The sequence below is a fragment of the Dyella sp. A6 genome (genome assembly GCF_036320485.1).
Taxonomy (GTDB): domain Bacteria; phylum Pseudomonadota; class Gammaproteobacteria; order Xanthomonadales; family Rhodanobacteraceae; genus Rhodanobacter_A; species Rhodanobacter_A aluminiiresistens.
Window position 1 is genome coordinate 2,715,330 of record NZ_CP132911.1, and the last position, 20,023, is coordinate 2,735,352.

Consider the following 20,023-nt stretch of genomic DNA (forward strand, 5'->3'; position numbering starts at 1 on the left):
ACGAGCCTCCTTATTCGCTCTTGACCTGTAGTCCCGGCTCAACCACCGCCACTCGCCAGGCGGGCAACAAGCCCACCAGTACCCCGACGAGCAGCGCCAGCCCGAACAAGGCGCCGAACATCGCCGGATCGAGGCGCGCCAGACCAGAGAAGGCATCGCCCTGCTGGCGCAGTATCCACAGTCCCAGCAGGGTCAACGGCCATGCCAGCACCCCGCCGACCAGGCAGACCAGTCCGGCCTCCAGCACGTGCTGCTGGAACACCGCCCGCCGCGGCGCACCCAGCGCACGGCGTATGCCGACTTCACCGCTGCGGCGCAGGAAGCGCGCCGACAGCAGACCCGCGACATTGACCATGCACAGCAGCAGGAACGACCCGGCCAGCCATACGTTCAGGCGCACGCGGTCCGGCACCACGTTCTTCTGCTTCAGCCAGTCGGCCACGCCGGTCAGTTGCGAACGCGGCGGTTTGCCGAAGCCGGCCAGCGCCGTCTGCTGCTGCACATAACCCTGCAGATAGGCGCGGTAGCCTGCGACCTGTCGCGGTGTATCCAGCTGCACCCAGAGCCCCAGCGTCGCGCAATGCTGCGGATCATTGGCAGCCTGGGTCGCCGACGCCTTGTACGACGCATCGCAGGCGTCCGAATCGTCCGGCACCAGGCCCGCGTCCAGCGCCGCGGTATAGGGCGCATAGAGATTCTCGCCACCGTCGCTGCTGTACGCACCGTGATCCAGTGCGTAGAAACTGGGCTGCGGCGCATAGGGCTGGATCACTCCCACCACGCGAAACAACGTGTGCTTCAGACGCACATCACGGCCCACCGCATCGGGCGTGCCGAAGAGCTTCGTGGCCAGGTCGGTATCGATCACCGCCACCGGCGTCCGGTTGGCGTCCTCGGCAGGTGTCCAGTCGCGACCGTAGCGCAGGGTGACGCCGAACATCGGGATGAAATCTGATGTGGTCGCCAGAATCAGCTGCTGACGCTCCGCATGCCTACCGTCGCCGGAAATCTCGTCAGCCTCCATATCGGCGACCACCGTCTGCCGCACGGCGCGGTGTGCCGCCAGCAATGCCTGCGCATCGGCCAGTTTGATGCGGTGGTAGCCCGTATCGAAGGTCACATGGTTCAGCTCCATCGCCGCCGAGTGACTGTCCATGGGCTTCGCCAGCACCGTATCGACCCAGGCCAGGTAAAGGTTCTGGCTGCGCCCCGGCAACGGATCGGCCGACAGCATATGCAGCAGCGTCAACGTGGTCATGCAGGCCGCCAGTCCGAGCGCCACCGTCAGCAGTACCAGCATCGTGCTGCGGGGGAATCGCCGCAATCCGCGTACGGCCAGTTCAAGGTTGTAATGCCACATGCTGCTCTCCTTTCGCCTGCCCGAACGTCGGCAAGTCAATCCGCTTTTGCAGCGTTCGGCACGCTGACCCGCCCATTCACACCGACCGTGTCGCCACCACTGGTGGCACGCGTGCCGCGCGCAGCGCCGGCGACAGCACCGCCAGTTGGCCCAGCAGCAACATCAGCAGCGCGCCGTATGGCAGGTAGGTCCAGGGCAGCCGACTCAGTTCGTAGTGGTGCATCAGCCACAGATTGACCGCGTAGGCTAGCGCCATGCCCAGCAGGATGCCCGTACCGACCACCAGCAGATTCTCCAGTTGCACGTCGTGCAGGATGTGGCTGCGCTGCGCACCCAGTGCACGACGGATACCGATCTGCCGCATGCGCTGCTGCACCCAGTAACCGGTCAGGCCCATCACGCCGACCACGGTAACCAGCAGCACGATCAGGCTGACCCCCGACAGCAGCCACACGGCCGCCCGGGGACGTGCCAGCATGGCGTCGCGCAGCTCGGCATATCTCTGGTAGTTGGGTTCGATGCCGACCACGATGTCGCTGCCAAGCGCCTGCTGGATGGTGGTCTTGACCGCCTTGAGCACCGCCGGGGCCATCGCGGCATGCGTCACACGAACGCCGAACGAAGGCATGGCCCAGTGCCCCGGAATGCCTGGGAACATCATGCTGTAGTCGATATCGCTGCGGTCGTCCTGACTCATCACATTGCGCATCAGGTGCGCGACCACACCAACCACGGTGCGTCGGCCGGCATCGGGTATGTCGCCGATGCGGATCACCCGACCCAGCACATGCCCGTCGGGGAACAGGCGCCGGGCCAGCGCCTGCGTGATGATGGTGGGACCACTGTTGCTGACGCCGATGTTCTTGTAGCGCGTGGCCTGTTCGGCCGCACTGAAGTCGCGCCCGGCCACCAGTTGGAGCCCCAGGGTGTCGACCAGGTGGTCGCCGATATAGACCGCCGCATTGGCCTTGGTCCCTGCCCCCTGGCCGAACACCTGGCCACCCACACGCACGTTGTCCTCCATCGGCAGCGAAGCCGCCACGCTGACCGAAGTCACCCCCGGGATCGCATGTAGCGCCTGCTCCGTCTCATACAGACGGCTGGTCGACCAGGGTGCACCGCGCGGCACAATGCGCGACGCCACGATCAACCGGGCCGGATGGCCAACCCCGTCTGGTGTCACGATCGGCACCAGTTTCTGCTGCAACAGGAACAGCGCATTGCAGGCGATGGCACATGCCAGCGCCACCTGCAGCACGACCAGCAGCGGCATCATGCGATGACGGAACAGTGGCTTGATGATGTGTCGCATGGCTGCCCTCCTAGGCGATCTTGATCTGCAGGGCCGGCGGCAGCCGGCATACGCGCCACGCCGGCAGGATGCCGACCAGCAGGCCCACCGCCACCGACAACACGAACAACAGCACGAACACGCCCGGGCTGAAGTGCGCGGCGCGTGCATAGCTCACCGGCTGCATGCGCACGATCCAAAGGCCCAGCCAGGTCAATGGCAGCGCCAGCACGCCACCAGCCAGGCCGAGCAGGCCGGTTTCCACCAGGTGCTGGACGAACACGTCGCGCTTCGACGCGCCCAGCGCACGGCGAATGGCGACGTCGCTCTGCCGGCGCAGGAAGCGTGCCGCCAGCAGGCCTGCCACGTTGACCAGGCATAACAGCAGGAACCCGCCGGCCAGCATCAGGTTCAGGTTCACGTCGTCCGGCATCACATGGTGCAAGGCCATCCACGCCTGCGTGCCGTACAGCTGCGCGTGTGGCGGATAAACAAAGCGGCCCGCATCATGCTGGGCATTCGCATAGCTGCTCAGGAACTGCCGGTAAGCCGCGACCGCAGCCGGCGTATCCAGGCGTACCCAGGCCTCGATCCAGCGGCACCGGGCCACTGCCGCGGTCTGGAAACTGATCATCGGCGTATCGCCGCCCTTGCCGCATTCGCCGGACGAGAACGGACCGACGCCCGCATCCAGCGACGCCTGTGCCGGCACGAAGAAATTCTCGTCCTGGCCCAGTGAGCTGCCCGCGTTCTGGCCCAGGTTGAAGATCTGCAGGCGCGGCTTCCAGGGTGCATAGACACCGATCACGCGGAAGCTGCGCTTGCCCAGCGTGACACTGCGACCGACCACGTTGTCCTTGCCGAACAGCTTGTGCGCCACGTGCGTGTCGATCACCACCACCGGCGCACCGGAAGCCTGCTCGGCCGCGGTCCAGGCCCTGCCATAGCGCAACGGCACACCCAGGGTCTGCAGCGCCGGGCCGTAGGCGATCAGGCCGTACGCCTGGGTGGACTTCCTGCCGTCGGTCGTGCCGAACTGCGTGAGGCTCTGCGACAGCGCGACCTGGAGCGCGGCACGGTGCGCATCCACCAGGGCCTTGGCGTCGGACAGCTTCAGCAGGCTGTCCGGTTTCGTGTAATGAGGATCGTCCTTGTCGAGCGCTTCACGCGCATCCATCGTCGCCACATATAGATACGGACTGACACCCGGCAGCGCCGCTCCGGACAAGGCACGGAAAATCGTCATCGCCGTCATGCACGAGGCAATGCCAACCGCCATGGTCAACATCAGCAGTAGCACCATCGGCAAATTCTGGCGGCATCGCCGCAGGGCCAGTCGCAGGTAATAGTCGAACATGCATCCACTCCCTTTGGTCGGAACGCTCCGCGCTCCGTGAAAATCACACCGACCGCGTCGCCACCACCGGCGGCACCGTGGATGCGCGCCGTGCCGGCACGAACACCGCCAGTTGCCCCAGCAACAGCAGCACCGCTACGCCGGCCAGCAGATAAAGCTGCGGCAGGCGTTGCAGCTCGTAGCGGCTCATCAGCCACAGGTTGAGTGCCAGCGCCAGGACCACGCCGAGCGCCACGCCAATCAGCACGATGAACAGGTTCTCCAGCTGGAACTGCCGCAGGATGTCGGCACGCGTGGCGCCGAGGGCTCGCCGAACGCCGATCTGCTTGCGGCGCTGGCCGACCCAGAAACTGGTCAGGCCGACAATGCCGGCCGCCGTCACGCACAACAGGATCAGACTGATCGCGCCCATCAGCACGGCCATGCCGCGGTCGCCGCGATAGGCGCGTGCACGCATGCGCGAAAACGGCCAGATACCCCAGCTACGCGGCATCCAGCGCATCGGATCTACCGCAAACAACGCCTTGCGCGCCTCGCGCATCACAGCCTTCTGCTGCCCAGGCTTCACCCTCACGGCGTAGCTGACGAACGAACCGTCCAGCCGTACCGGTTCCAGCACCGAGTTATACGACCAGCCTGCGACCCACTTGCTGACCCTGGGTGTCTGCAGCCGTCCGACGATACCGATGATGACCGCCGGCTTGCCGTCCTGGTAGATCGTCTTCCCCAGAGCATCGCCATGCGGGAACAACTTGTCGGCCACTGGCTTGTCCACAATGACGAGCGGCGCGGCGGCGGTGCCGCGGATGGTGCGGTGAAGGATCTCGCCAGCGGTGAAGTCGCGCCCCGCAAGCAAGTGAAGACCCAACGTGGAGCGCAGCTGCTCGTCGCCATAGTAATAGGCAACATGTACGCTCAACCCGCCCGGCGTCAGCGACCGGGTCAACTGGCCGCTCCAGATGACTCCAAGTATGGGAAAACTGGTCGATGCGGCCACTTCCTGTACGCCGGGCAGCGCGCGAAGCGTGGCGAGATCTGTACGTTGCATGACATCGAGCTTCTCGACCGCTCCGGCACTGTCGCTCCGGGGTGCATCCAGCCATTGTTGCTCTATATGCAGCAATCCGCTTTCTACGATGCCGCTGGGGCGTTCCATGCGCTCGATACGCTGCGCGATGATGAAGACCGCGTTGCACACGATGGCTAGCGTCAGCGCCACCTGCAACGCGATCAGCAGCACGCCGGTCTTGTGCCGTCGCAACGCGGCGAGGGTCGGATGGAGTCTCATCGCATGCCCCTCATTGGCTCTTCAACTGCCACGCGGGTGCGACGCACGCGGCACGCAGCGCCGGATAGCAACCAGCCAGCAGGGTGGCGGTCACGGCCAACGACATGGATTCGAGCAGCAGTGCCGCATCCACACGCGCCAGACCGGCCAGGTAGATCGGCAGCACCTGGCCCACGCCAAGCACGCCGATGCCGGTGAACAGCAGGCCGAGCAGACCGCCACCCGCACCGATCAGGAAGGCCTCGACCAGAAACTGCACCACGATGGTCATGCGCGACGCCCCCAGCGCCCGGCGCACGCCGATCTCGCCGCTGCGTCGCAGGAAACGGGCCAGCAGCAGGCCCACCGTGTTCACCAGGCAGACCACCAGCAAGCCGATCGCCACCAGCATCGACACCCGGGTATCGCCGGGCACCACATGCTCATGGTCAAGAAAGGCCATGATGTCGCGCAGCCGGTTGTCTGGCGCCCAGTCGAAGCGGCCCAGCTGGCGCTGCTCGCGCGCATAGCCGTCAAGGTACGCCCGATAGCGCCGCACTGCGGCGGCATCGTCCAGCTCCACCATGTAGGAAATCCACACGCACACCGATCGGCGCAGACCGGCAAAGCCCGGCGCGCTGGGCGTCCGCCCCTTCGGACAATTGATGCTGCCAGCGTTCTGCATGTCCGCCGCGATCGCCGTGCCGAACGGCAGGAAGACATCCGGCCCATCGCCGCCGAAGGCACCGGTATCGACCACGTCGAAGAAGATCGGTTGCGGGTTCCAGTACTTCATCACGCCGACCACGCGGTAGTCGTGGCCGTCCATGCTGATCGTCCTGCCCACACTGTCGGCGCCACCGAACAGCTTGCGGTTGAGTGCAGCGCTGATCACCGCCACCGGCGCGTTCCGCGCGTCGTCGGTCTGACTCCAGCCGCTGCCGTATTCGAACGGCACGTCGAGCATGGGGAAGAACTCTCCACTCACCGCGAAGCCGCTGAGCGGAATCGGCGTACGACTGGCATCCGTCGGCAGCACGGCGGGAGCGACCAGGTAGATCGCCGACTGCCACGTGGCCCGGTGATCGCGCATCAGCGCCAGTGCATCGGTGTAGTCCAGCGTGTCCGGCGGCTCGCCATCGGCGGAACGGTCGGCCGGCCCCCACGTGTCGATCTGCGGCACGAACAGCTTCGACGACTTTGCCGGAATTGGGTCGCCCGACACCGCACGGAACACCGACCAGGTGGTCATGCATGCGCCGACGCCGAACCCGATGGTCAGCACCATCAGGGCCGTCAGCCCCGGGCTGCGACGCAGACTGCGTATCGCCAATGACAGGTAGTACCCCAGCACTCGTACCTCTCCTTTATCCCTTCATCGCCTTGCGATCCCACGCATGGGTCGCAAGGCGCTCCATCCGTCAGGCGGTCACACCGACCGCGTCGCCACCACCGGCGGCACGCGTGCCGCACGCAGCGCCGGGCCGAGCACCGCCAGCTGCCCCAGCAGCCACAAGGCCACGGCGCCGATGGGCAGGTAATAGAGCGGCATGCGGTCCACTTCGAAAAGCTTCATCAGCATCAGGTTGATGAGCAGCGCCGCGGCCATGCCCAGTACGACCCCGAAGCTGACGACCAGGAAGTTCTCGGTCAGGAAATAGCGCAGGATGTCGCCGCAGGTGGCACCGACCGCACGTCGGATACCGATCTGCTTGCGCCGCTGCGCCACCCAGAAACTGGCAAGGCCCACGATGCCAAGCGCGGTCACCCCAAGCAGCGCGACGATCACGCCCACCAGCAGACCGGTCATCGCCCGGTCGGTCTTGAAGAAGCGTTCGCGCAGGAACGAAACAGTGTGACTGCTGTGGTAATCGAGCACCGCGTCGGGTGCAATCTTCCTGACGGCCGCGCGCGCCTCGACCATCACACGATTCAGGACCGCCGGATTCGCCCGTATGAGGTACGTACCGGCAAGCGGACCACCAGGCTGCACCGGCACGAACGCGCACCACTCGGCCCCTCGCGCACCGTACTGCGTGTACTGCGACACGGCCAGACTGGCGACAACGCCCATGACACGAAACTGATACGGCCCTCCCCAGAGCTGCTTGCCCAGCGGGTTCTCGCCCGGCCAGAGCTTCGTGGCCAGCGCCTGCGTGATCACGATGCGCGACGACTTGGGGAAATAGTTCTTCGCCGGCACCGGCTGGTAGTCGGCCGCTGCAGGAAAGTGCCCCGCAATCAGTTTCAGCCCGAGCGCCTTTGGCGTACCGGGGCCACCCAAGTAGAAATCAGTCACCACTGCATCGTGCTTGCCTGCCTGATCGAACGTCGTACCGGCCACGAATCCCTGCGGGCCGAACGGCACCGAATTCACGACATGTACCGACTCGACACCCGGAATCGCACGCAGGCCAGCAAGCATCCGCGCATTCAGGTCGTTGGTCAGGGCAGGATCGAAGCCGGTCACCACGATCTCGCCTAGCGAGGCTTCATCCACGCCACTGTTTATATTCATCGCGGAGAGGCGATGGCTGATCATCGAGCAGGCATTGCACAGCACCGCGCAGGCCAGGGCGATCTCCATCGCAATCAGGAAGGTCGCCAGCTTGTGTCTGCGCAGCGCGGCAAGAATGGGTCGGATCTGCATGGCTGGCATCCTCATAGGGTCTTCAACTGCAGCGCAGGCGTGATTCGGCTGGCACGCATCGCTGGCAGCGCCCCTGCCAGCAGACTCACTGCGATTGACAGTGCGAAGGTCACCACGAACATCGCGACGTCCATGTGCACCAGGTCGGCATACGGTGCCTGCTGCCGACGCACCAGCCACAGTCCAAGCAGGCTCAACAGCCAGCCGCCGGCGCCACCGATGAAGCCGATCAAGCCGGCCTCGATCAGGCATTGCGTGAATATCTCGCGCCGCGATGCACCTAGCGCGCGGCGCACGCCGATCTCGCCGCTGCGGCGCAGGAACTTGGCCAGCAACAGGCCCACCGTGTTGAACAGGCAGATCGCCAGGAACGCGAAAGCCAGCCACATCTGCAGGGTCACGTCACTCGGCACAACCTGTTCGAAGCGCAGCCACTGCATCAGGTCGAGCATCCGGGTATCGGTCTGCGCGAAACGTCCCATGGCTTTCTGCTGGCGCGCGTAATCACCGAGAAAGGCGCGATAGGCAGCGACCTTCGAAGGGCTATCCAGTTCGACCCATAACGCAACCCACAGACAGGGCGAATGCTCCAGGTGACCGGGACTGGTCGGCTGGCCCCAGCAGGTGTACTGGAAGAAATGGCCATCGTTGACTTCAAGGCTGGCGGAAAAAGGCATGAACACGTCTTCCGGCCTGCCGTAATTGCCCTTCGATGTCATGTTGCCGTCGACGCTGCCTTCCGGGTCATAGAACATTGGCGACGGTCGCCACGGTTTCAGCACGCCGACGATCCGCACGTCGCTGCCACGGATGCGGATGGTCTTGCCGACGCTGTCCCCGCCGTCGAAAAGCCGGTCGTTGAGGTCGGCCGAGATCACCGCAACACGTGCACGCCCCTGGTCATCCGCAGACGTCCACGGGGCGCCATAGGCAAACGGAACATCGAACATCGGAAAGAAGTCCGACGTGGTGGACTGCATCGACAGCATCAACGGTGCATGATCCACGCCCGGCGCGCTGACCTTCACCGGGCTCTGCACAATCAGCGCCTGACGATCGGCACGATGGGCGCTCCACAGGTCCAGCGCCGAACGCTCATCCATCATCTCCAACGGATGCGAGGCACGGCCCCAGCTGGCCGGCGTGGGGTCCACCTGCGGAAAGAAAATGTGCGCGCTGCGCCCCGGCAGCGGATCGCCCGACAGCACATGCACCACGGTCAACGTGGTCATGCTGGCGCCGATGCCTACCGCGATGGCCAGCACCATCAGTGCGGTGAGCACCTTGTTGCGCTTCAGGCTGCGCAGGGCCAGATCCAGGTAATAAGCCAGCATGCCCATCACTCCTTGCTTGTTTTACTGATGCGGCGGAAGCGCATTCAAACGCTCCTTGTCGCCACTACCGGCGGCACTGCCGCCGCGCGCAGCGCCGGACCCAGCACCGCCAGCTGACCGATCGCCCACAGCGCTATGGCGCCCACCGGGAAATAGATCGCCGGTAGGCGCGGCAGCTCGTAGCGCGTCATCAGGAACAGGTTGATGCCGTAGGCCAGCACCATGCCGAGCGCGATGCCGATGCTCGCCAGCAGGAAGTTCTCGGTGAGGAAGTAGCGCAGGATGTCACCGCGGGTCGCACCGACCGCGCGCCGGATGCCAATGCTGCGACGACGCTGTCCCACCCAGAAACTGGCCAGGCCGACGATGCCCAGCGCGGTGACGATCAGCAGCGCCACGATCACCCCGACCAGGATGCCGGCCATCGCGCGGTCGTTGGCGAAATACTTCTGCCTCACCTGGTCGAAGGTGCGCTGCTCGATTACCACGCGCTCTGGGTTGGCCTTCTTCAGGGCGGCCACCGCGGCCTTCAGAACGCGCTCGCGATCCTGCGGCCGGGTGCGGATGATGTAGCTCTGGTCCCTGCCCGCACCCATGAACAGCGGCATGATCACCGAATACTGCGCAACGGCATCGTTGTAGGGGTTGGCACGCGCCAGATGAGCCAGCACGCCCACTACCCGCAGACCCAGGGTCGGCGTGACATAGACCAGCTTTCCGAGCGGGTTCTGGCCGGGCCACAGGCGCTGCGCCAGTGCCTGGGTCACCAACAGGACTGCGGGCAGGCCTTTCGTTTCGCCCGTCGCCAGGTCCTTGACCACGATGCCCGCATCGACGAATTCGTCAGGGCGCAGATCGCGGCCGGCGACCACTCGCATCCCCATCGTCTGCGGCAAATCCTCCCCGAAGTAGCTGGAGGCGCTGAGAATGGTGTGGGCCTGCGACGGACTGGTGCGGATGCTGACGTTAGACGACGAGGTCTGGAATGGAATCTGGTTGGTGAGCGCCACCGCTTGCGCACCTGGAACGCCACGCAGCACCGCAAGGTCTTCGCGCGCCTGTGCATAGATGTCCGGAATGGGCGCGATCGCCGCCAGCTTGATCTGAACCAATGCGTGTTCGTCAACGCCACTCGGCATGTGCATGCGGTGCAGGCGGTTGCCGATCATGAAGATGGCATTGCAGATGATGGCGCAGGTCAGCGCGATCTCCAGGACCAACAACCAGACAGCAACCTTGTGTCGCCGCAGTGATGAAAGGATCGGCCGGATAGGCATGTCAGTTGCTCTTCAGCTGGAGTGCTGGAGCGACCTGGCAGGCACGCCAGGCCGGCAGCAGACCAGCCAGCAGGCTCGCGCCCAACGCCAGCGCGAATGTGATCAGCAGCATCGCTGGATCAAGACGCGCCAGCGCCGCGTAATCGGATGGCCGGTGGCGGATCAGCCACAATCCCATCAGGGCCAGCAGCAGACCGCCGATGCCACCCACCAGGCCGATCAGACCCGACTCCACCAGCAGTTGCAGAAACAGCGAGCGTCTCGACGCACCCAACGCACGGCGTACGCCCAGTTCACCGGCCCGGCGCATGAACTTCGCCAGCATCAGGCCGACGGTATTGACCAGGCACACCAGCAGGAAGCCGAAAGCAAGTCCGGCCTGAAGGCGCACATCGTCCGGCACCACCATCTGGTAGGCCAGCCACTGCATGACGTTGCGCAGGCGCACGTTGGGCGCCTTCATGAAACGACCCTGCGCTTTCTGCTGTTCCGAGTAATTGACCAGAAAGCGCTTGTAGGCTGTTGCCCGGGCCGGCGTGTCCAACTGCACCCAGAATTGCAGCCACACACACTGGGCCGCCGGGTAGATGCGGCCCACACCGCCGGTGCCGTTGCCCCAGCAGTCGCTCGAACCCTCATGCTTCAAGTGCAGGTCCAACGCCGTCTGCAAGGGCACGAAGACCTGCTCCGCACCACCGTAACTGCCAGTATTGAGGTCGTAGAAATGCGGTTCCGGATGCCAATCGCCGATCACGCCGATGATGCGGAACACCGTATCGGCCATGCGCAGGGTGCGGCCGACGCTGTCGGCACCACCGAACAGACGCTGATCGAGCGAGCGGGTGATGACCACGTCGTGCGCCTTCGCATGATCATCAGTCGCGTCCCAGCCACGTCCATAGAGGAACTTGACGCCGAACATCGGGAAGAAGTCCGCAGTGGTGTAGCGCGCACGCACATAGAACGGATCGATGGCGGTGTCATCCGGCTGGATCGGTACCGAGCCACCGGTCATCAGTGCCTGGCGGTCCGCACGTTTCGCATGCAGCAGGTTGAGGCCATCGATCAGGGTCAGCTGCTCCGGCGGCTCCTTGCCTGACATCTGGCCACTCAGGTCACGCGGGTCGATCTGCGGGTAGTACAGCTTGCTGCTGCGCCCCGGCAGCGGGTCGCCTGACAGCACATGCAACACGGTCAATGTGGTCATGCTGGCACCGATACCCAGCGCGATGGCCAGCACCATCAGTGCGGTGAGCACCTTGTTGCGCTTCAGGCTGCGCAGGGCCAGATCCAGGTAATAACCGAACATCGATCAGCTCCCCTTCTTCTCGATCTTCACAAGGGCGGACAAGGGATGCGCCGGCGTCCTAGACCACGGCTGCAGTCCCCTCCCCGTACCGGCGCATCCACTGTCCATGAAATCTCCCTAGGCCGACCGCGTCGCCACCACCGGCGGCACGTTGGATGCGCGCAGCGCCGGACCCAGCACTGCGAGCTGGCCGAGCAGCCAAAGCGCAACGGCGCCGACAGGCAGGTAATAAAGCGGCAGACGGCCCAGTTCGTAATGCAGCATCAGCAGCAGGTTGAGGCCATAAGTCAGGCCCATGCCGAGCACGATGCCGCCCGTGGCGATGAGGAAATTCTCAACATGGAAATAGGCCAGGATGTCGGCGCGCGTGGCACCGATGGCGCGGCGTATGCCGATCTGCCGACGCCGTTGCGCCACCCAGAAACTGGTCAACCCCACGATACCCACCGCCGTAACCACGAGCAGCAGCAGACACACGCCCACGAGCAGCCAGGCCATGGCGCGGTCGTTGCGGTAATACTTGTCGCGCGCTGCCTCCAGGGTGGTGGCGTACTTCGACGAAACCAGCCGGAGCGGGCCGTCGGTTTTCAGTGCGTGTAGCGCCTCGCCGATGATGGCCTGCCGCTGTGCCGTGTCCTTCACCCGCAGCAGATAGGTGCCATTCGGATACGGCATGTCGACCGGAAACATCATGGCGTATCCATAGTTGCCGGGCGGCCCGTAGTCGAGCGGTTGCACCAGCCGCTTCACCACACCTACCACACGGTTGGCACCGAATGCATAGATGGTCTGGCCGACGGCCGACCGCCCGGGAAACAAGTGATCGGCCAGCGCGCGGCTGATGATCACCGGCACACCGGAAGATCCATTCTCGAGCTTGGCATCGCTGACGAACTCATCCGGCTTGAACCAGCGCCCGGCCGACAGCTTGAGACCCAGGGTACGACCCAGCGACTCGCTGCCGAGATACTGGGTTACCGGAATGCTTGGCGCTTTCGTGTCATCGCGCAGGCGAACACCGCTGAAACTCATAGAGTGGCCGAACAGGGTCTGGTTGACGATGGCCGTGTCGGACACCCCTGGTAGGGCACGCAATGCGGCCAAATCGGTGCGTGTCTGCGCCATCACCGCCTCCGGCGAGCCACGCATGACACTGCGGACACCCACTTCGACCAGATGCGCTTCGTCGACACCGGTGGGCCGCTGCATGCGCTCTAGCCGGGCGCCGATCAGGAACAGCGCGTTGCATACCACCGCGCAGGAAAAGGCGATCTCCAGCACCAGCAGGCCCACCGCGATCCGATGGCGTCCAAGGGCATGGAGAATGTGGCGAAAATGCATCACAGGTGTCCTAGTTCGACTTGAGCGCGGCGGCCGGTGCCACATGCATGGCCTTCCATGCCGGCAACAGGCCCGCCAGCAGGCTGCTCAGCAAGGCCAGCACAAAGGTGGTCAGCAACATGCCGAGGTCCATGTGGATGAAGGCCGCATAGTCGGTAGGCTGATGGCGAACCAGCAGCACCCCCAGGCCCGCCAGTGCCAGGCCGACCACGCCACCTGCCAGGCCGACGATTCCGGCCTCGACCAGGCATTGCATGAAGATCGCCTTGCGCGACGCGCCCAGCGCCCGGCGCACGCCAAGCTCGCCACTGCGGCGTAGGAATTTCGCCAGCAGCAGGCCCACCGTGTTGAGCAGACAGATCCCCAGGAACCCGAGTGCCAGCCACATCTGCAGACGTACGTCCGACGGCACCACGCCCTTGGCGTCCAGCCATTGCATCACGTCCTGCAGCGATACCTGCCCGCGGTGCGTGAAGCGTCCGGCCTGTTGCTGCTGGGCAATGTAGTTGTGCAGGTACTGCCGATAGGCAGCCACCTTCGACGGGGTATCCAGCTCCACCCAGTACTGCAGCCACAGGCATGGGGCGTTCATGGCATGTACGTCGGCACCACTGCCCCAGCAGTTCGTATTGCCGCTGGTCGGCAGATGCAGGTCCAGCGCCGTGGTGATGGGCACGAATACCTGTTCGCTGTCGCCGAACTTGCCGTTGCTCAGGTCGTAGAAGCGCGGGTTCATGTTCCAGTCGCCCAGCACCCCGATCACGCGCAGCGACTGATCCCCCACATTAAGCGTCTTGCCGACACTGTCGCGGCCGCCGAACAACTGCTCGTTCAAGGCTGCCGAAATCACCGCGACGCGTTCGCGTGCGGTGTCGTCCGCGCGGCTCCAGCCATGCCCATAACGCAACGGCACGTCGAACATGGGGAAGAAATCCGCACTGGTATAGCGCGCCTCAACACTCAGAGGATCGCCCTGCGCTGTTGACACCACCATCGACCCCGCGGACATCATCGCCTGCCGGTCGCCACGCGCATCCCCCATCAGCGCAGTGGCATCGCGGCGGGTCAGGTTGTCCGGCACCTTGTCGCCCGGCTTGAAGTTGGCATCGGGAAACACGTTCATCCGCACGCGGAAAAGCTGTGCGCTTTTCTGCGGAATCGGATCGCCCGACAGCACGTGCATGACCGTCAGTGTGGTCATGCTGGTGCCGATGCCCAACGCGATCGTCAGCACCATCAGCGCCGTCAGCACCTTGTTGCGTTTCAGGCTGCGCAACGCCAGGTTGAAGTAATAAGCCAGCACTTGATGTCCCTTGCTCTCCTGGAACCCGTACAGCACACGGTTCCGTTGTCGATCCAGGCCCTGGCGGCATCCCTCGCCGCCAGAACATTCACGCCGACCGCGTCGCCACCACCGGCGGCACGTTGGATGCGCGTCGCGCCGGTGCGAATACCGCGCACTGTCCAAGCAGCAGCACCACCACGACGCCGGCCAGCACGTAGGGCACCGGCAACCGGTTCATCTCGTAGTACTTCATCAGCAGCAGGTTGAGGATGATCGCCATGCCCACGCCGGCCACGGCGCCGCCGCCCGCGATCAGCAGGTTTTCCCACTGGAAGTAATGCAGGATGTCGGACTTGCGCGCACCCAGCGCACGGCGCACGCCGATCTGGCGATGCCGCTGGCCGACCCAGAAACTGGTCAGGCCTACGATGCCCGCGGCGGTGACGCCGAGCAGGATCAGGCAGATCACGCCCATCAGGATCGCCATACCCACGTCGGCGCGGTAGGCGTGCGCGCGGATGTCCGCGAACGATTTGACGCTGTCGTCGTCCAGCACACGCATCGGGTCGGCCTTGTACAGCGCCGGCGCCACCTCGCGCATCGCCGCCTGTATCCGTCCCGGCTTGGCGCGCACCGCGTAGAGGGCGAAATTGCCATCCAGGCGGGCTGGCTCGATCACCGCATTCCAGACAGAAGCATTGGACCCGCTCCCCGTGGAGGGTGACTGCAGGCGTGCCACTTCCCCGACGATGGTGCTCGGCGTATTGCTTCCGTCCAGATAGATCGCCTTGCCGATCGCGTTGCCCTTGGGGAACACCTGGTCTGCCAGGGCCTTGGTCACGATGATGATGTTCGGCTCGGAAGTGTTGCGAAAACCCTTGTTGGCGACGTCGCCCGCATTGAAGTCGCGGCCGGCGATCAGGTGCAGGCCCATCGTCGTCACGAAGTTCTGGTCGCCGAAGAAGTAGGTGGTACGCGCCTTGATGGTTTGCAGCGTCGCACCCGGCTGCAGCGCCACCGCGCCGTTCCAGCTCGAATTGAGCAGGGGCATCGAGTTGACCGGCGACACCGAGGCCACGTCGGGCAACGAACGCAATGTGACCAGATCCTCGCGAAGCAGTGAATCCAGTTTCTGGATGCTGGCCGGGTCATCGCCGGTAGGCGCACCCACCCACTGGTTGGTCACCAGGAACAGGTCCTGTTCCTTCAGGCCGGTGGGGCGGTCCACGCGCTGGATGCGCTGGCCGATGATGAATACCGCGTTGCAGACGATCGCCAAAGTCAACGCGATCTGCAGTGCGATCAGCACCACGCCGGCCTTGTGCTTGCGCAGCGCCGCGATCATGGGATGGATGGTCATGCCCGAGTCCTCTTTCGCCTGTCGTTCCGGCGAATGCCGGAACCCCGTGCCATGGTGTGTTGATGCCGAAGCCGCCGGATCGCCGTGCAGACAGGCGTGACGACCAGGCGTGCCGTGCGGGAATGCATCAGTTGCTTTTCAGCTGCCACGCAGGCTGGACCCGCGAGGCGCGATAGGTGGGATACAACCCCGCCAGCAGGGTCGCCACGACCGCCACCAGCAGGGTCAACAGCAGCAGCGACACGTTCAGCCGGGCCAGTGCGGCGATGTCCTTCGGCAGCACCCAGCTCACGCTGGCCACACCCAGTCCGGTCAGCAGCAGACCGAGCACGCCGCCGGACAGCCCGACGATGCCCGCCTCGGTCAGGAATTGCGCATACACCGCCGCCCTCGGCGCGCCCAATGCGCGACGCACGCCGATCTCGCCGCTGCGGCGCAGGAACTTGGCCAGCAGCAGGCCGGCCGTGTTCACCAGGCAAACGATCAGCAACCCCAGCGCCACCAGCAGCGACACCTTGGTATCGCTGGGCACCACATGCTGGTAACTCAGCCACTGGGGCAGGTCGCGCAATTCGGTCTTGGGCGGCCAGGCAAAGCGCCCCGACTGTTGCTGCTGGCGCATGTAGTTCTTCAGGTAATCGCGATAGCTGCGCACCGCACCGGCGCTGTCCAGTTCGGCCATGTAGGCGATCCACACACAACTGGAATGCTGCAGGCCGACGAAGCCGGCTTCCTTCGGTATCGCGTCGCAGTTCGTGTTGCCGTTGTTGGAAAGTCCCATGTCGATGGCGGTCTGGAACGGCATGAACAGGTCTTCCGCGTCGGTATGGAAGCCGCCGGAATTCACCAGGTCGTAGAAGCGTGGCTGCGGATTCCAGTGATTGGCCACACCCACCACGCGGTAATCCTTGCCTTCGACATCGATCGTCTTGCCCACGCTGTTGGCACCGCCGAACAACTTCCGGTTGAGCTTGCTGCTGATCACCACCACATGGGCGCGTTCATGGTCTTCCTGCGCGGTCCAGCCACTGCCGTACAGGAACGGCACGTCCAGCATCGGGAAGAATTCGCTGTAGACCGCATGCCCGCTGACATGGACCGGATGCTTGGCCGCGTCGGCCGGCACCACCGAGGGCGAAATCTGATACATCGCCGACTGGTACTTCGCACGGTGATCGCGCATCAGTGCCACCGCGTCGGTGTAGTCCAGCGCATCGGGCAGATGATCGTAGCCACCCTTCTTGCGGGTCTCCGGCCCCCAGATGTCGAGCTGCGGTACGAACAGCTTCGACGACTTCCACGGTATCGGGTCGCCCGATACCGCACGGAACACCGACCAGGTGGTCATCGACGCGGCCACGCCGAAGCCGATGGCGAGCACCATCAGCACGGTGAGGCCGGGGCTGCGCTTGAGGCTGCGCAGGGCCAGATCCAGGTAATAGCCAAACATGTTTCACGCCCCCGTTGGCGAACACGATCTCGTTGCATTCGATGGACCAGCGGTCACACGGCCAAAGCTGTCCATCACGTTGTCCCGTTACGCAAACCGCCTACTGCTGTTGCTTGCCGCCTGCCTGCGCTAGGCCGTACGTGTCGCCTCGATCGGTGACACGCGCGACGCGCGCAGCGCCGGCGCCAGTACCGCACCCTGCCCCAGCAGCAACAGCACCAGCACGCCGACACCGATGTAGGCCAGCGACATGTGGTCCATCGCGAAGTGGGTGACCATCCAGAGGTTGAAGGCCAGCGCCAGCACGGTGCCCAGTGCCACACCGGCCAGGCTGATCATGAAATTCTCGGTGAGGAAATAGCCGAGGATGTCGTTGCGGGTCGCGCCCAGTGCGCGGCGCACGCCGATCTGCTTGCGCCGCTGGCCAACCCAGAAGCTGGTCAGGCCGACGATGCCCGCGGCGGTGATCGCCAGCAGCACGATGCTGATCACGCTCATCAGGATCACCATGCCGCGATCGCTGTCGAACACCTTGTGACGGATCGTGGCGTAGTCCTGGATGCTGTCCTTGAGGTCGAGGAGACGCATGCGGCTCTGCGCATACAGGGCCTTGGGCGCCTCGCGCATGGCGGTGGCAAGCTGGCCCGGTTTGGCACGCACGATGTAGAAGATGCCGCGCGAGTCGTCGGCGCGCAGCGGCCAGATCAGCGACTGCCCGGCATGCGCCTGGCTCCATTGATCCACGCCTTGCCGATGCAGTGTGTCGACGATGCCGATGATGGTGCTCGGCGTCGTACCCATTGCATAGAAACTCTTGCCCAATGCGTCGCCACCCGGAAACAAGCGGTCGGCCAGCGCCTTGCTCACGATCACCGTCGGTGGCGTGATGCTTTGCTGGGTACCCATCACCATCACATCGTCAGAGCGGAAATTGCGCCCCGCGATCAGTTTCAGGCCCAGCGTGTCAATGAAATGCGTGTCGCCGGTATAGATCGCCGCATCGGTCGTCGGCTTGGTCTGGTCGGGCGTCATCGTGACGAAATTGTCCCAACCACCGCCCTGCAAGGGATAACCGCTGGAAGGCGTGGCATCACGCACGGCGGGCAGCTGACGCAGCGCCAGCAGGTCGGCACGCACCTGCGCATCCACCTGCGTCGTCGATTGTGCGGTGTCGGCCCACCGGTTGGCGATGACGAATACGTCTGCCTCGTCCACGCCACTTGGCTGGGACACGATCGCCAACCGCTGATGGATAATGAACAGCGCGTTGCAGACGATCGCCAGAGTCAACGCGATCTGCAGCGCGATCAGCAGGGTGCCCGCCTTGTGCCGGCGCAGTGCGACGAGGATGGGTTTGATCTCGAGACTCATCGTTGTCGCCTCAGTTCGACTTCAACTGCCAGGCCGGCTGCACATGGGCCGCGCGCCAGGCCGGATAGAACGCCGCCAGCACGGTCGCGATGATCGCCACCAGCAGGGTCAGCCCCACCAGCGAGAGATCGAGGTGTGCCAGCCGGGCGATCTGCGGCGGAAACAGGATTCCCACACTGGACACGCCGGCCGCCGTGAACAGCAGCCCCAGCACGCCACCGGCCAACCCCACCGTGCCCGCCTCGATCAGGTACTGCGTGTAGATCTCCTGCCGTGTGGCGCCCAGCGCACGGCGCACACCGATTTCGCCCGAACGGCGCAGGAACTTGGCCAGCAGCAGGCCAATGGTGTTGACCAGGCAGATCACGAAGAAGCCCAGCGACACCACCAGCGAGATGCGGCTTTCCGGTGGCACCACCTGTTCGTAGTCCATCCACTGCACCACGTCACGCAGGCGTACGTTGGGCGCCCAGTTGAAGCGGCCCGCACGCTGCTGCTCGGCGGCGTAATTGGTGAGAAAACGGCGATAGCTGGCGACTTCGGCCGGGGTATCCAGTTCCACCCACGGCGTTATCCACGCGCAATTGCTTTGCAGATAGCTCTGCCAGTTAGTGAAGCTGAGCGAACCACGACAGGTGTTGCGACCATCGGGATGCATGTGCAGATCGATCGCACGGTTGAACACCATGTAGATGTCCGGCTCGTCGGCAAAACCCTGCGTACTGAACAGGTCGTAGAAACGCGGCTTCGGATTCCAGTGATGGGTTACCCCCACGACGCGGTAACCATGCCCGCCAAGATTGATCATGCGACCCACGCTGTCGGCGCCACCGAACAGTTTCTGATTGAGCGTGTCGCTGATGACCACGTCGGCCGCACGCGCATGGTCGTCCTGCGCACTCCAGCCACTGCCGTATCGGAACGGCACCTCGAACATGGTGAAGAAGTCGCTGGTGACGGCGTAACCGTTGGCATTCAACGGCAGCTCGCGGCTGCCGCCCGGCATCACCCTCATTCCCACCATGTAGAAAACGGTCTGCCGTTTCGCCGCGTGTGCATGCATCAGCGCCGTCGCATCCACATAGTCCAGCGCTTCCGCCGGTTCGTTGTGGGGCAGGTTCTGCTGCGGCCCCCAGCTGTCGATCTGCGGAGTGAACAGCTGTGCCGACTTGTCGGGGATCGGGTTGCCGGACACCGCGCGGAACACCGACCAGGTGATCATCGATGCGGCCACGCCGAAGCCGATCGCCATCACCATCAAGGCTGTCAGCATCGGGTTGCGGCGCAGGCTGCGCAGGCCGAGTTCGAGGTAATAGGCCAGCATGGCTCATGCCCTCCGTTGATGGCGTGTCGCCGTGGCGTCGATGCGAT

At 64.5% G+C, this 20,023-nt stretch carries 15 protein-coding genes; all 15 read right to left on the minus strand.

Annotated elements, in window-relative coordinates; all coding sequences use genetic code 11:
- Positions 1 to 10: 10 nt before the first annotated feature.
- A complete protein-coding gene (locus tag RA164_RS12265) occupies positions 11 to 1,360 on the minus strand; it encodes an ABC transporter permease (RefSeq protein WP_329741133.1) in 1,350 nt (449 codons plus the stop codon).
- A 76-nt stretch (positions 1,361 to 1,436) separates the two neighbouring features.
- Positions 1,437 to 2,672: an ABC transporter permease gene (locus RA164_RS12270; protein WP_329741134.1), complete on the minus strand. Its 1,236-nt coding sequence runs from the start codon at positions 2,670 to 2,672 to the stop codon at positions 1,437 to 1,439.
- Between the two features lie 10 nt (positions 2,673 to 2,682).
- Complete coding sequence (locus RA164_RS12275) at positions 2,683 to 4,008, minus strand: ABC transporter permease (protein WP_329741135.1); 1,326 nt, start codon at positions 4,006 to 4,008, stop codon at positions 2,683 to 2,685.
- Positions 4,009 to 4,051: 43 nt separating this feature from the next.
- The gene (locus RA164_RS12280) at positions 4,052 to 5,296 is read right to left on the minus strand and encodes an ABC transporter permease (protein WP_329741136.1); all 1,245 of its coding nucleotides are present in this window, start codon (positions 5,294 to 5,296) and stop codon (positions 4,052 to 4,054) included.
- A gap of 10 nt (positions 5,297 to 5,306) precedes the next feature.
- Positions 5,307 to 6,629 (minus strand): ABC transporter permease, encoded by a 1,323-nt coding sequence (locus tag RA164_RS12285; RefSeq protein WP_329741137.1) that lies wholly within the window; start codon positions 6,627 to 6,629, stop codon positions 5,307 to 5,309.
- A gap of 75 nt (positions 6,630 to 6,704) precedes the next feature.
- On the minus strand, positions 6,705 to 7,925 hold the full coding sequence (locus tag RA164_RS12290) for an ABC transporter permease (protein ID WP_329741138.1): 1,221 nt from the start codon (positions 7,923 to 7,925) through the stop codon (positions 6,705 to 6,707).
- Between the two features lie 11 nt (positions 7,926 to 7,936).
- Entirely contained in the window at positions 7,937 to 9,259 is a 1,323-nt protein-coding gene (locus tag RA164_RS12295) for an ABC transporter permease (RefSeq protein ID WP_329741139.1), read from the minus strand.
- A 44-nt stretch (positions 9,260 to 9,303) separates the two neighbouring features.
- Positions 9,304 to 10,536, minus strand: coding sequence for an ABC transporter permease (locus RA164_RS12300; RefSeq protein ID WP_329741140.1), 1,233 nt, complete (start codon positions 10,534 to 10,536; stop codon positions 9,304 to 9,306).
- 1 nt (position 10,537) lies between these two features.
- On the minus strand, positions 10,538 to 11,845 hold the full coding sequence (locus RA164_RS12305) for an ABC transporter permease (RefSeq protein WP_329741141.1): 1,308 nt from the start codon (positions 11,843 to 11,845) through the stop codon (positions 10,538 to 10,540).
- 117 nt (positions 11,846 to 11,962) lie between these two features.
- Complete coding sequence (locus tag RA164_RS12310) at positions 11,963 to 13,186, minus strand: ABC transporter permease (RefSeq protein WP_329741142.1); 1,224 nt, start codon at positions 13,184 to 13,186, stop codon at positions 11,963 to 11,965.
- A 10-nt stretch (positions 13,187 to 13,196) separates the two neighbouring features.
- Positions 13,197 to 14,489 carry an ABC transporter permease gene (locus tag RA164_RS12315; RefSeq protein WP_329743543.1) on the minus strand — a complete coding sequence of 431 codons (1,293 nt, stop codon included), beginning with the start codon at positions 14,487 to 14,489 and terminating at the stop codon, positions 13,197 to 13,199.
- A gap of 88 nt (positions 14,490 to 14,577) precedes the next feature.
- On the minus strand, positions 14,578 to 15,831 hold the full coding sequence (locus tag RA164_RS12320) for an ABC transporter permease (RefSeq protein ID WP_329741143.1): 1,254 nt from the start codon (positions 15,829 to 15,831) through the stop codon (positions 14,578 to 14,580).
- Between the two features lie 127 nt (positions 15,832 to 15,958).
- Positions 15,959 to 17,281 (minus strand): ABC transporter permease, encoded by a 1,323-nt coding sequence (locus RA164_RS12325; protein ID WP_329741144.1) that lies wholly within the window; start codon positions 17,279 to 17,281, stop codon positions 15,959 to 15,961.
- A gap of 129 nt (positions 17,282 to 17,410) precedes the next feature.
- Positions 17,411 to 18,652, minus strand: coding sequence for an ABC transporter permease (locus RA164_RS12330; RefSeq protein WP_329741145.1), 1,242 nt, complete (start codon positions 18,650 to 18,652; stop codon positions 17,411 to 17,413).
- Positions 18,653 to 18,662: 10 nt separating this feature from the next.
- Positions 18,663 to 19,976, minus strand: coding sequence for an ABC transporter permease (locus RA164_RS12335; RefSeq protein ID WP_329741146.1), 1,314 nt, complete (start codon positions 19,974 to 19,976; stop codon positions 18,663 to 18,665).
- Between the last annotated feature and the right edge of the window lie 47 nt (positions 19,977 to 20,023).